This window comes from Labrys wisconsinensis, from assembly GCF_030814995.1.
Classification (GTDB): Bacteria; Pseudomonadota; Alphaproteobacteria; order Rhizobiales; family Labraceae; genus Labrys; species Labrys wisconsinensis.
Map to the genome: position 1 here is coordinate 334,764 of NZ_JAUSVX010000002.1, position 12,716 is coordinate 347,479.

14 protein-coding genes are annotated in these 12,716 nt (G+C 68.2%); 5 read left to right on the plus strand and 9 right to left on the minus strand.

The window, feature by feature from the left end:
- Positions 1–6 precede the first annotated feature (6 nt).
- The gene (locus QO011_RS07980; RefSeq protein WP_307270024.1) at positions 7–822 is read right to left on the minus strand and encodes an APH(3')-I family aminoglycoside O-phosphotransferase; all 816 of its coding nucleotides are present in this window, start codon (positions 820–822) and stop codon (positions 7–9) included.
- 239 nt (positions 823–1,061) lie between these two features.
- Here QO011_RS07980 and QO011_RS07985 point away from each other — a divergent pair, with 239 nt between their 5' ends.
- Both QO011_RS07985 and QO011_RS07990 read left to right on the plus strand, forming a co-directional pair.
- Positions 1,062–1,613: a hypothetical protein gene (locus QO011_RS07985; protein ID WP_370881936.1), complete on the plus strand. Its 552-nt coding sequence runs from the start codon at positions 1,062–1,064 to the stop codon at positions 1,611–1,613.
- Between the two features lie 51 nt (positions 1,614–1,664).
- Complete coding sequence (locus tag QO011_RS07990; RefSeq protein WP_307270028.1) at positions 1,665–1,904, plus strand: hypothetical protein; 240 nt, start codon at positions 1,665–1,667, stop codon at positions 1,902–1,904.
- Positions 1,905–1,979: 75 nt separating this feature from the next.
- Here QO011_RS07990 and QO011_RS07995 read toward each other — a convergent pair whose 3' ends face one another.
- The 6 genes from QO011_RS07995 to cyoA form a co-directional block, all read right to left on the minus strand.
- Positions 1,980–2,321: an MmcQ/YjbR family DNA-binding protein gene (locus QO011_RS07995; RefSeq protein ID WP_307270031.1), complete on the minus strand. Its 342-nt coding sequence runs from the start codon at positions 2,319–2,321 to the stop codon at positions 1,980–1,982.
- A gap of 62 nt (positions 2,322–2,383) precedes the next feature.
- Positions 2,384–3,145 carry an SURF1 family protein gene (locus tag QO011_RS08000; RefSeq protein ID WP_307270033.1) on the minus strand — a complete coding sequence of 254 codons (762 nt, stop codon included), beginning with the start codon at positions 3,143–3,145 and terminating at the stop codon, positions 2,384–2,386.
- The gene (gene cyoD / locus QO011_RS08005) at positions 3,142–3,510 is read right to left on the minus strand and encodes a cytochrome o ubiquinol oxidase subunit IV (protein ID WP_307270037.1); all 369 of its coding nucleotides are present in this window, start codon (positions 3,508–3,510) and stop codon (positions 3,142–3,144) included. The genes QO011_RS08000 and cyoD overlap by 4 nt, the downstream gene beginning before the upstream one ends.
- Positions 3,507–4,139, minus strand: coding sequence for a cytochrome o ubiquinol oxidase subunit III (gene cyoC, locus QO011_RS08010; RefSeq protein WP_307270039.1), 633 nt, complete (start codon positions 4,137–4,139; stop codon positions 3,507–3,509). The genes cyoD and cyoC overlap by 4 nt, the downstream gene beginning before the upstream one ends.
- A 4-nt stretch (positions 4,140–4,143) precedes the next feature.
- Positions 4,144–6,147, minus strand: a complete 2,004-nt coding sequence (gene cyoB / locus QO011_RS08015) for a cytochrome o ubiquinol oxidase subunit I (protein ID WP_307270042.1) — start codon at positions 6,145–6,147, stop codon at positions 4,144–4,146.
- A gap of 14 nt (positions 6,148–6,161) precedes the next feature.
- Positions 6,162–7,370, minus strand: coding sequence for a ubiquinol oxidase subunit II (gene cyoA, locus QO011_RS08020; protein ID WP_307270044.1), 1,209 nt, complete (start codon positions 7,368–7,370; stop codon positions 6,162–6,164).
- 156 nt (positions 7,371–7,526) lie between these two features.
- On the opposite strand from cyoA, the gene QO011_RS08025 reads away from it, so the two are divergent.
- The 3 genes from QO011_RS08025 (at position 7,527) to QO011_RS08035 (ending at position 10,845) form a co-directional block, all read left to right on the plus strand.
- Positions 7,527–8,849 carry an MFS transporter gene (locus QO011_RS08025; protein ID WP_307270046.1) on the plus strand — a complete coding sequence of 441 codons (1,323 nt, stop codon included), beginning with the start codon at positions 7,527–7,529 and terminating at the stop codon, positions 8,847–8,849.
- 120 nt (positions 8,850–8,969) lie between these two features.
- The gene (locus tag QO011_RS08030) at positions 8,970–10,322 is read left to right on the plus strand and encodes an ATP-binding protein (RefSeq protein WP_307270049.1); all 1,353 of its coding nucleotides are present in this window, start codon (positions 8,970–8,972) and stop codon (positions 10,320–10,322) included.
- Entirely contained in the window at positions 10,312–10,845 is a 534-nt protein-coding gene (locus QO011_RS08035; RefSeq protein WP_307270052.1) for a response regulator transcription factor, read from the plus strand. The genes QO011_RS08030 and QO011_RS08035 overlap by 11 nt, the downstream gene beginning before the upstream one ends.
- A 13-nt stretch (positions 10,846–10,858) precedes the next feature.
- Here QO011_RS08035 and QO011_RS08040 read toward each other — a convergent pair whose 3' ends face one another.
- Together QO011_RS08040 and QO011_RS08045 are read right to left on the minus strand one after the other, a co-directional pair.
- Positions 10,859–11,674, minus strand: a complete 816-nt coding sequence (locus QO011_RS08040; protein ID WP_307270055.1) for a shikimate 5-dehydrogenase — start codon at positions 11,672–11,674, stop codon at positions 10,859–10,861.
- Between the two features lie 56 nt (positions 11,675–11,730).
- On the minus strand, positions 11,731–12,687 hold the full coding sequence (locus QO011_RS08045; RefSeq protein ID WP_307270058.1) for an ABC transporter substrate-binding protein: 957 nt from the start codon (positions 12,685–12,687) through the stop codon (positions 11,731–11,733).
- Between the last annotated feature and the right edge of the window lie 29 nt (positions 12,688–12,716).

The window sequence follows — 12,716 nt, forward strand, 5'->3', positions numbered from 1 at the left end:
CGTGCGTCAGAACAGCTCGTCCAGGAGGAGATGGAACTGGAGCCTGCGCTGATCCGCGCAGGCGATGCCGTAGCGTGCGAGAAGTCGCTCCTGGAGCAAAGCATCGAACTCGCCAAGGCAATTCCAGAGTATCGCCAGGTCCTGGTATCGGTCGGCGATCCCGGCTCGCCCGACATCGATGCATCCGACAACCCGGCCGTCCAGCATCAGAAGGTTGTCGAGCGAAAAGTCTCCATGCGTCACGACAGGATCGGGCGAGAGGGGCAACAGGCGATTCATTGCCTCCCATACCTGCTCGGCCGTCCAGCCTTCTCGCTCCTCGTCGAAATCGTCTTCCTCGACCAAGCCCGCATCGATGCGCATGCGCGCATGGGCGAGCCGATAGGCATGATCGGCGTTGAAGGGGCATGCCCCGATGGGAATGGCGTGGAGTTGCCGCAGGAACTCCGCCAGCGCGTCCACGACGGCGAGACCGGCATCTGGATTTGCCTGCAGCACCTGACAGGCGGTTTTTCCCGGCAGTGCCGTCATCAGCAGCCAGGCGTCGTCCGGCGAGCCGACGAAATGTCTGACATCGGGCACCGGCAGGTATCCCGCCAGCCAGCGCAGCCTGACCATCTCATTCGCCAGGTCGTCGGCACTCAAATCCCTGCCGGTTTTCAGGAATAGATCGGGTGCGCCGGGCTTGCCGTGCAGGCGGTAAACCTCGCCGCCGGACTCGCCGACATGGTCGCGCATCCACTGATATCCGGCCAATTCACCGGACAAGCTCGCTGGCACGGGCACGGCCGCACAGGCTTCCTCTCTAGTCGTCGTGGTCACTGGCTTCCCCTCCTGCCTCGTCTAAACCCGAAACGGCGCATGAGCGGCCGAAGATCGCCGCCGTCCGTGCACGGATCCCGAAAGCGGCAACGGCGGAAGGCGCCGAGCTCGTTGCGGCCTGATTGCCGTTTGCGGCATTGCTGCCCATCGGATCGCGACTATCCCGGTCCCGGTTGATGGGCTACCCCGCGGGCGACGGGCCGGGAAAGCCCCGACTGCGATTCGAACAGAGCCTGCCCATGCCGACACTGCATCTCCGCCACCTCCCTGGTGCGCTTGCCCTCTGCCTCGCCGGCGTCCTGGCGCACGGCGCCGCCGCAGCCGATGTCAGCCAGCGCTTCTACGATGCGGCGCTCTGCCAGCCGCCTTACACGACCGCATCCGCCACGGCGCTCTACGAGGCCGCCGAGAAGCTCGCCAAGCCGGATATGTCGATGCTCACCGCCGCGGTCTACGCATTGCCGAAGCCGATCGGGCGGGACGGCTTCGACAGCAACGAGGTGATCTTCGCGGGGTCCTCGGTCGGCGTTCTCGTCCAGGGCGAGCAGGCCGATGCCCTGGCCGCCCGCTACAAGCTCCAGCGCGAGAGCTCCACCCTGCTGGGCACGTCGACGAAGGGCTATTCGCGCGCGCTGCCGGACGCGCAGCAACCGCTGCCGGATGCCGGCACGGTTTCCATCGTCGCGCGCGAAAGCCGCGGGCTGCCGGGCAAGACGCTGCTGGCCTGCGAGTTCGTCTCCAACGCGGACCGGGACGCCCTGAAGGCTTACGAAAAATCCGTGAATCCCTGACGGCGATCCGCGGTCGCCTCCATCCGTCCCCGAAATCCTTGAGAGCCGTTGATGAGGAAATTCGTGCAAGTGATTATCATCGCTGCAGTTGCCGCTGTGGCGATGGCCGGCTGGCGTTGGTATGCCTATGTCTCGAACACCGACACGCCCTACGACGAGGTCGGCATCACCCTGAACAGCCATATGCCGCTGCCGCTTCGGCTGTGGGGCTGCGGCAAGCTCCGCGACACGTTCGAGAACGCTCTTCCGCCCTATGGCTGCGCCACGGACGACGGGAAGCAATGGCTTTAGGAAGCGTGTGCGAGTCAATACCTGCAGTTGAGGCGCGCGACCCCTCTTCCGACCGGGAGAGAGGTTCCGCGCTCCTCAGGTCGGGCCGGCAATCCGGCGCTTCGGCTTCGCTGGCTGCGCGTGCGACCAGGCCGTCGTCAGGACGCTCGTCAGCTCCGCTTCGCCGAGCTTGGAGAGGTCCATGGTGGTCCAGCCTTGCCGCCCCCAGGCGTTCGCGATCGGCGCGAAGGCCTCCGGCGCCATCATGCACTTGAACTCCTGCTCGTCCGGCGTGAAGCGGATATTGGCCGTGCGGCCGTCGGCGGCCAGCGTGACGTAGATGCGGGCGGCCTTGAAGGCCGCGCGATCGAAATGCGGCGCCTCGACCGTGCCCTCCAGCGAGAGCGCGATGCGCCTGAGATCTTCGCCCGTCGCCATGTCCCGGCTCCCTCCGATGCTCGCCCAGCCGCAGTCCAGCACGGCGCGGCGCCGGGGGCCAGTCAGGATTGGCGGTCGTCGCCGGGCGCCGGGCTGCGACGGGCTCGCCATTCCTCGCGCGCGACATAGGCCGCCCCGCCGGCCACCATCGCGGCCAGGGCGAACCAGGTCAGGGCATAGACCAGGTGGTTGTTGGGGAAGCTCACCACGGTGAGGCCGCCGACCGGGCCGCCGGCATTGCCCGGCACCGCGTCGGCGTCGATGAAATAGGGGGCGACGTCGGTGAGGCCGCGGGCCTGAGCGATCGCGGCGACGTCGCGGGAGTACCAGCGGTCCGCCGCCGGATCGTTGCTGCGCAAGAAGCCGCCCCCGGGCTCGGTGAGGCGCAGCAGGCCGGTGACCTCGGCCCGGGCCGGACCGGCAACCGTCCTGCGGTCGGGCACGAAGCCGCGATTGACCAGCACGGTGAAGCCCTGGTCGGTGCGCAGCGGCACCAGCAGCCAATAGCCGCTGCCGAGCGCCGTCGCCGCCTGGACCCAGGCGGCGCGCTCGCCCTGGAAGACGCCCTGCGCCCGCACGCGGCGATAGCCGTCGCGGGCGGCATCGATCGCGGGCCAGGCGGCCGGCCCGGGCGTGTCGACCGGCGCGGCGTGGACGCGCTGGTCGACCTGAGCGATGAGGTCGAGCTTCCAGACGCGACGCTGCAGCTGCCAGACGCCGAGCGCGGTCAGGCCGGCGAAGACGAGCGCGGCCGAGAGCCCGAGGACGAGCAGCAGGGCTGGCGAGCGGGAGCGCCGCTCGCCGGCGCCGTCCGTTGCGGTCACGGCATCTGGCTCATGTCGTGCACGGACATCGGCATCATGTTGTGGGTCATGTGGTACATCACCCAGAGCGAGCCGGCGAGGGCGATGACCACCAGCACCACCGTGAAGATCAGCGCCATCATCGTCCAGCCACCCTCGGACTTGGCGTCCATGTGCAGGAAGAACACCATGTGCACGACGATCTGCACCACGGCCAGGGCCATGACGGCGAGGGCCGTGGCCTCGTTGCTGCCGAGGATGCCGCTCATGACCAGCCAGAACGGCACGGCGGTCAGCACCACCGACAGGCCGAAGCCGGTGAGATAGCCCTTGAGCGAGCCGTGCGCCGGCTCGTCGTGATGGTGGGCGTGCGCCTCGGAGCTCATCGCAGCATCCCCATGAGATAGACGAAGGTGAAGACGCCGATCCAGACGACGTCGAGGAAGTGCCAGAACAGGCTGAGGCACATCAGCCGGCGCCGGTTGGCGGCGATCAGCCCGTGCCGGCCGACCTGCACCATCAGCGTCACCAGCCACACCGTGCCGAAGGTGACGTGCAGGCCGTGGGTGCCGACCAGCGTGAAGAAGGCGGAGAGGAAGCCGCTGCGCTGGGGCGTCGCGCCCTCGTGGATCATGTGCGAGAACTCGTAGATCTCGACGCTGAGGAAGGCGAGGCCGAACAGGCCGGTCACGGCCAGCCAGGCCTGGGTCGCGCCCACCCGGTTCTGCACCATCGTCAGCATGGCGAAGCCATAGGTGATCGAGGAGAGCAGCAGGAACGAGGTGTTGAGCGCCACCAGCGGCAGGTCGAACAGGTCCTTGGGTGCCGGGCCAGCGGCATAGTTGCCGCCGAGCACGCCATAGGTGGCGAACAGGATCGCGAAGATGAGGCAGTCGCTCATCAGGTAGATCCAGAAGCCGAGCATGGTGCTCGCGCCTTCGGGATGGTCGTGCTCGTCCGTGAGGTAGAACTGCGGCGCTTCGCCCGCGCCGGCGGTCAGGCTGGTCTGCGACATGGCGTCAGGCTCCCGTCGCGAGCAGCCGGGTGCGCGCGTCCTCGGCGGCGACCACGTCCTCGACCGGGATGTGGAAGTCGCGCTTGTAATTGAAGGTATGGCCGATCGCGACCGCCAGCAGCGCCAGGAAGCTCAGCCCCGCGAGCCACCAGACGTACCAGATCATGGCGACGGCGAAGACCGTGGCGAGGCCGGCCAGGATGACGCCGGCGCCGGTGTTCTTGGGCATGTGGATCGGCCTGAAGCCGCCGACCGGCCGGACATGCCCGCGCCGCTTCATGTCGGCCCAGGCGTCGAGGTCGTGCACCACGGGCGTGAACGCGAAGTTGTAGGCGGGCGGCGGCGAGGAGGTCGACCATTCCAGCGTCCGGCCGTTCCAGGGATCGCCCGACGTGTCGGCCAGCGCCTCGCGCTTGCGGAAGGTGACGTAGAACTGCACCAGCGAGGCGAAGATGCCGACCGCGATCAGGGCCGCGCCGAAGGCGGCGATGACGAACCAGATCTGCAGCGAGGGATCGTCGAAATGGCGCAGGCGCCGCGTCACGCCCATCAGGCCGAGCACGTAGAGCGGCATGAAGGCGAAGTAGAAGCCGACCACCCAGAACCAGAAGGAGATCTTGCCCCAGAACGGGTCGAGCTTGAAGCCGAACGCCTTGGGGAACCAGTAGTTGATGCCGGCGAACAGGCCGAACAGCACGCCGCCGATGATGACGTTGTGGAAATGCGCCACCAGGAACAGCGAGTTGTGCAGCACGAAGTCGGCCGGGGGCACCGCCAGCAGCACGCCGGTCATGCCGCCGATGACGAAGGTCAGCATGAAGGCGACCGTCCACATCATGGGCAGCTCGAAGCGGATGCGGCCGCGATACATGGTGAACAGCCAGTTGAAGATCTTGGCGCCCGTCGGGATCGAGATGATCATCGTCGTGATGCCGAAGAAGGAGTTCACGCTGGCGCCGGACCCCATGGTGAAGAAGTGGTGCAGCCAGACGAGGTAGGCGAGGATGGTGATCACCACCGTCGCGTAGACCATCGAGGTGTAGCCGAAGAGGCGCTTGCCCGAGAAGGTCGAGGTCACTTCCGAGAAGATGCCGAAGGCCGGCAGGATCAGGATGTAGACCTCCGGATGGCCCCAGATCCAGATCAGGTTCACGTACATCATCGGGTTGCCGCCGAAGTCGTTCGTGAAGAAGTTGGTGCCGACATAGCGGTCGAGCGACAGCAGGACCAGCACGGCGGTCAGGACCGGGAAGGCGGCGACGATCAGGACGTTGGTGCAGAGCGCCGTCCAGGTGAACACCGGCATGCGCATCATCGTCATGCCCGGGGCGCGCAGCTTGACGATGGTGGCGATCAGGTTGACGCCCGACAAGAGCGTGCCGACGCCGGCCACCTGCAGCGCCCAGATGTAATAGTCGACGCCGACATCAGGACTGTAGCCGATGCCCGAGAGCGGGGGATAGGCGAGCCAGCCGGTGCGCGCGAACTCGCCGACGAACAGCGACATCATCACGATGACAGCGCCGGCCGCCGTCATCCAGAAGCTGAAATTGTTGAGGAAGGGGAAGGAGACGTCGCGGGCGCCGATCTGCAGCGGCACGACATAGTTCATCAGGCCGGTGACCAGCGGCATCGCCACGAAGAAGATCATGATCACGCCGTGGGCGGTGAAGACCTGGTCGTAGTGGTGGGCCGGCAGAAAGCCCTGCGACTCCCCGAAGGACATCGCCTGCTGGGCGCGCATCATCACGGCGTCGGCGAAGCCGCGCAGCAGCATGATGAGGCCGAGCACCATGTACATCACGCCGATGCGCTTGTGGTCGACGCTGGTGAACCATTCGCGCCAGAGGTACCCCCAGACCCGGAAATAGGTGAGGACGCCGAGCAGGGCGGCCCCGCCCAGCGCGACCATCGCGAAGGTGCCGACCAGAATCGGCTCGTGATAGGGGATGGCTTCGAGGGTGAAGCGGCCGAAGATCGGGCTGACCGCGAGTGCTGGCTCGGACATGATCGAAAACCGCGTCAAAGGGGTGAGGTCGGGGAGGCCGGCGCGTCCGCGGCGGCCGAGGCGCTCGGGGCGCGCGTCAGGCCGGGGCGGGGCAGGCCGGCGCCGAGGAGGCCGGCGGGGTCGGGCAGGGCGGCCGGAGCCGGGGCCAGGGCGGAGCGGCTCGCCATCGGGTCGGCGGGCGTGCACAGGCTCGCCACATAGGTCAGACCCGGGCCGAGCACCGTGCCGCGGCGGGCATGCTTGTCGTAGGTCAGCGGCAGCACCGTGTTGATGCCGGCCATGCCGAGCCCGCCCTTGGCGTCGATGCGCATCATCTCGTCCATGCACATCTTGCCGGCCTCCACGCACATGTTGAGCGCGGCGTGGTAGAGGTCGGGCGCCACCGCGGCATAGGTGTGGGCGGGCTCGTTCTCGCTCGGGCGCTCCAGCTGGAGATAGAGGCTGCGGTCGAGCGAGCCGCCGCCGGCCTTGGCCTTGGCGATCCACTGCTCGAAGCCGGCCTCGTCGAGGCCGAGGAAGCGGAAGCGCATGCCGGAGAAGCCGGCGCCGCTGTAATTGGCGGAGAAGCCCTCATAGTCGCCCGCCTTGTTGATGACGGCGTGCAGCTTGGTCTCCATGCCGGGCATGGCGTAGATCTGCCCGGCCAGCGCCGGCACGTAGAAGGAATTCATCACCGAGGAGGCGGTGATCTGGAAATTGATCGGCCGGTCCACCGGCGCGGCGAGCGCGTTGACCGTGGCGATGCCGTATTGCGGGTAGATGAACAGCCATTTCCAGTCGAGCGCCACCACCTGGACCTGCAGCGGCTCCGTCCCGGCCGCGACCGGCCGGCCCTCGTCGACGCGGGCGATCGGCCGGTAGGGGTCGAGGATATGGGTGCCCATCCAGGTCAGCGCGCCGAGGCAGATGATGATCAGCAGCGGCGCCGCCCAGATCACCAGCTCCAGCTGGGTCGAATGATCCCAGTCGGGCTCGTAGCGGGCATTCGTGTTAGACTGGCGATAGCGCCAGGCGAACAGGATGGTCAGCGCCATCACCGGGACGATGATGACCAGCATCAGCGCGGTGGAGATGAGGATGAGGTCGCGTTGCTGCGATGCAACATCGCCGGCCGGACTCAGCACCACCGCATTGCACCCGCCCAGGACCGCCAGAAACGGCAGGATGGCGAGGATTTTCAGCTTGGAAAGCCGGGTCGGAGCGGGTTTTGCAAGGTTTGGCATGGCTTGGCGGTACCCCTCGGCGGGGAAGGCGGACATTGGACATTTTGTCCAATCACGCTGCACCTGCGAAGACGGCAAAGAGAAGAGGTTCGGGCCGCGAGGCTGTCGGCGCCGCTGCGGGCGTCCGCCCGCGACGACCGAGGAGCGACGAGATCCATGACCACAACCACTGCTGCATCGACGCCTTTCGACCGGGACGGGCAGGGCCATGCCCGTCACCAGGCGGTGGCGCCGGGCGAGATCGCCATCGGCGTGATCATCGGCCGCACGTCGGAGTTCTTCGACTTCTTCGTCTACGCCATCGCCTCGATCCTGGTGTTCCCGAAGCTGGTGTTCCCCGACCACGATCCCCTCACCGGCACGCTCTATTCCTTCGCCATCTTCGCGCTCGCCTTCATCGCGCGCCCGTTCGGCTCGCTGATCTTCATCACCATCGACCGCGTCCATGGCCGGGCGGTGAAGCTGACCATCGCGCTGTTCCTGCTCGGCGGCTCGACGGCGGCCATCGCCTTCCTGCCGGACCATGGCTCGATCGGCGCCTGGTCCTGGGTGGTGCTGGCGCTCCTGCGCATCGGCCAGGGCATCGCGCTCGGCGGCACCTGGGACGGCCTGCCCTCGCTGCTCGCCATGAACGCCCCGGAACAGCGGCGCGGCTGGTATGCGATGATCCCGCAGCTCGGCGCCCCGCTCGGCCTGATGGTGGCGAGCGCGCTGTTCGCCTTCTTCGTCGCCAACCTGTCGGCGCAGGATTTCCTGGAATGGGGCTGGCGCTATCCCTTCTTCGTCGCCTTCGCCATCAACGTCGTCGCCTTGTTCGCGCGCCTCAGGATGGTGTCGACGCCCGAATACGAGCGCCTCTACGACAGCCGCGACCTCCTGCCCTCGCCGGTGCTCGACACCGTGCGCCAGCAGAGCCGCACCATCGTCATCGGCGCCTTCGCGCCGCTGGCGAGCTTCGCCCTGTTCCATATGGTGACGGTGTTCCCGCTCTCCTGGGTGTTCCTGTTCACCCGCGAGAATCCGGCGCGCTTCCTGGTGTTCGAGATCGTCGGCGCCTGCATCGGCATCCTCGCCATCATCGCCTCGGGCGTGATCGCCGACCGGGTCGGGCGGCGCTCGCTGCTCGGCGGCTCGGCCGCGGCGATCGCGGTCTATAGCGGCTTTGCGCCGCAGCTGCTCGATGCCGGCGCCGCCGGCGAGATCCTCTACATGGTGGTCGGCTTCGCCCTGCTCGGCCTGTCGCTCGGCCAGGCCTCCGGCGCCATCAACGCCAACTTCCCGGCCAGCCACCGCTATACCGGCGCGGCGCTGACCTCGGACCTCGCCTGGCTGTTCGGCGCCGGCTTCGCCCCGTTCGTGGCTCTGATCCTGGCCTATGAGTTCGGCCTGCTCGCCGCCGGCGCCTATCTCCTCTCCGGGGCGCTCGGCACGCTGGCGGCGCTCGGGATCAACAAGGAGCTGGCGCGCCGGCTCTCCTGATCCGCAGGCTCGACCAAGATCAGCCGGGATCTCCGGGCTCCGCCCCGCGGGCGGGGCTCGGGACGCGGTCTCGCGCCGGCGCCGACCCCGCCCGCGAATTTCTCAAGGACCCGCACGGCCATGCAGGACGAAGGCCCGGCGCCGGCCGGCAAGGAATGGCCGATGGTCAGGGCGGCATTCTCGATCCAGGAGACCACCAACCGGGAGAACCAGCTGCTGCTGGTCAGCCTGCGCTGGGTGGCGGTCGCCGGCCAGATCGCGGCGATCGGCGCGGTCCGATTCGGGCTCGGCATTCCCCTGCCGCTGCCGCAGATGGGCGCGGTGATCGCCTGCCTGATCGCCCTCAACCTGGTCGCCCGCTATCGCCATGCCAGCGGCCGCGCGGTGACGGACACCGAGCTCTTCCTGGAGCTGCTGCTCGACGTCGCCGCCCTCACCGTGCAGCTCTATCTCAGCGGCGGGGCGACCAACCCTTTCGTCTCGCTCTTCCTGCTGCAGGTCATCCTCGGGGCGGTGCTGCTGCGCCCCTGGGCGACCTGGCTGATCGTCGCCGTCACCAGCGCCTGCTTCGTCGGCCTGATGGCCTGGTACAACGACATCGGCTTCATCATGCCGGCGCACGACTTCACGCGGCCGCGGCTCCTGGAGCTGCACATCTACGGCATGTTCATCTGCTTCCTGCTCGCCGCGGTGCTGCTGGTGCTGTTCGTCACCCGCATCAACCGCAACCTGCGTGGCCAGGACCTGCGCCTGGCGGGGCTGCGCCAGCAATCGGCGGAGGAGGAGCACATCGTCCGCATGGGCCTGCTCGCCTCGGGCGCGGCGCACGAATTGGGCACGCCGCTCGCCACGCTCTCCGTCATCCTCAACGACTGGCAGCGCATGCCGGCGCTCACCGCGGATCCCGACATTGCGACGGAGATCGGCGAGATGCAGGCCCAGCTCGCCCGCTGCAAGGATATCGTCTCCGGCATCCTGCGCTCCTCGGGCGAGGAGCGCGGCGAGGGCGCCGAGCGGGCCAGCATCATTGCGTTCCTCGACGATGTGGTCCGCGACTGGAGCAGGAGCCGGGGCCCGACGAAGCTGTATTATACCAATCGCCTCGAAACGGATTTCGTGATCGCCTCGGATGCCCTCCTCAAGCAGATTCTGGTCAACGTGCTCGACAATGCGTGCGAGGCTTCGCCGCACTGGATCAGCGTCGATGCTGCCGAGGAGGACGACGTCATGGTGATCGCGGTGCACGATGCCGGCCCCGGCTTCTCGCCCGAGATGCTCGCCGAGTTCGGCAAGCCCTACCGCTCGACCAAGGGCCAGCCGGGGCGGGGGCTCGGGCTGTTCCTGGTGGTCAACGTGCTGCGCAAGCTCGGCGGACGTGCCGTCGCCGCGAATCTGCCGCTCGGCGGCGCCAGCGTTGAGCTCAGGCTGCCGATCGCCGCGCTCGCGGTCGAGGAGGACGCAGATGGACGCTGAGCCCTCGCTGCTGATCGTCGAGGACGACGAGGCCTTCGCCCGGGCGCTGCGGCGCTCCTTCGAGCGCCGCGGCTACAGGGTTTCGGTCTGCGCCAGGGCCGACGAGGTGGCCGGGCTGATCGAGGCCGACACGCCGCACTATGCCATCGTCGACCTCAAGCTGAACGGTGCCTCCGGGCTGGAATGCGTCAAGACGCTGCATCGCCACGATGCGACGACGCGGATCGTGGTGCTGACCGGCTTTGCCAGCATCGCCACCGCGGTGGAGGCGATCAAGCTCGGCGCCTGCCACTATCTCGCCAAGCCGGCCAATTCCGACGACATCGAAGCGGCCTTCGGCAAGGCCGACGGCGATGCCTCGGTGGCGCTGACGGAGCGGCCGACCTCGATCAAGAACCTGGAGTGGGAGCGGATCCACGAGACGCTGGTCGACGCCGAGTTCAACGTCTCGGAGACCGCCCGCCGGCTCGGCATGCACCGGCGCACCCTGGCGCGCAAGCTGGCCAAGCGGCGGCTGACCTGAGCCGGCGCCGGCCTCAGGCGGCCGACCGGGCGAAGTCTGCCGCGCGGGCGATCAGCGCATCCTCCGGGCGGATGCCGGTATAGAGCACGAACTGCTCGACGGCCTGCAGCGCGATCACCTCCGCGCCGGTGATCACCGGCTTGCCCAGCCGCCTGGCATGCCGGATCAGCGGCGTCTCGGCCGGCAGGGCGACGACGTCGAAGACGATGCGCGCCCGCTCGACCGCGTCGGCGGGAAAGGCCATGTCCATCGCCTCGGGGCCGCCGGTCATGCCGATCGGGGTGACGTTGACCAGCAGGTCCGCCTCGAGATCGCCGAGCTCGGGGCGCCAGTCATAGCCGCAGGCGGCGGCCAGCGCCCGGCCGGTGCCGGCATTGCGGGCGAGGATGCTGCCCGTGGCGAAGCCGGCATCGCGCAGGGCGTGCGCGACCGCCTTGGCCATGCCGCCGCTGCCGCGCAGGGCGAGGCGCTGGGATGACGGCACGCCATGGCTCTCGATCAGCTTCGCCACGGCGATGTAATCGGTGTTGTAGGCCGTGAGACGGCCGTCGTCGTTGACGATGGTGTTGACGGAGCGGATCGCCGCGGCCGAGGGCGCGAGCGCGTCCACCAGCGGGATCGAGGCCTCCTTGAACGGCATCGAGACGGCGCAGCCGCGGATGCCCAGCGCTCGCACCCCGCCGATCGCCGCCGGCAGGTCGGCGGTGGTGAAGGCCTTGTAGACGTAGTTGAGGCCGAGCTCCCGGTAGAGGAAATTGTGGAAGCGGGTGCCGAAATTGCCGGGGCGGCCGGCGAGCGACATGCACAGCCGCGTGTCCTTGTCGATCATGCCGCTCTCCTGTCCCCGGCCCCGGGCGGTCACCCGCCGGGACCGGGACCGTCAGCCTATTCGCAATCGCCCTTGTACTCGTATTTTTCGGCGGTGGCGCTGTCGCCGGCCTTGATCGTCACGATCTCGGTCAGGGTGGTCTTGTCGAGCGACCCGCCGGCCATCAGCTTGGCGGCGGCTTCGACGGCGACCTCGCCTTCCTGCTTGGGGTTCTGGGCGATCAGCGCGTGGATGGTGCCGTTCTTGAAGGCGTTGACCTCGGCGGTGGCCGCGTCATAGGCGACCACCTTGACCTTGCCGGCGGCGCCGGCCTGCTTCAGCCCGGTGATGGCGCCGATCGCGCCCTGGTCGTTGGTCGAGAACAGGCCGGCGAGATCGGGGTGGGCCGACAGGGTCGAGGTGACGATCTCGGCCGCCTTCTGCGGATCATCGCTCTGATATTGCGGACCGAGATAGACGATGCCCGGATATTTCTTCAGCTCCTCCTCGAAGCCGGTGGTGCGGGCGTCCTGGGCGGCCGAGCCCGGGGGCTGGGTGATGACGAGCACCTTGCCCTTGCCGCCGAGCAGCGTGTTCATGGCGTCGGCCGCGAGCTTGCCGCCGGCCTCGTTGTCGGTGAGGACCTGCGTCTGGACGAAGGAGGCGTCGCCGATGGTCTGGTCGATGGTGATCACCTTCGTGCCCCGGTCGCTGAGCTGCTTCATCGGCGCGATCAGGGCCTGCATGTCGGTCGGCACGATGGCGGCGACGGCGGGCGCGGTGGCGGTGACGGCGTTGACGACCGGCACCTGGGAATCGGCGGCGAACTGATCGGGCGCCGAGACGGCGAGCGCGATCCCGAGCTCCTTGGCCCTGGCCTTCGCGCCGCAGGCGAGCGCCTGATAGAACGGGCTGCCCTTGACGCCGAGCACCAGGGCCATGGTCTTGTCCGCGGCCATGCCCGGGCCCGCCGCGCTGAGGCTCGCGCCGATGGCGGCGATCCCGAGCAGCCGGCTGGTCTTGCGTGTCGTCATGTCTGTTCTCCTCTGTTGCTTGGTGGTCT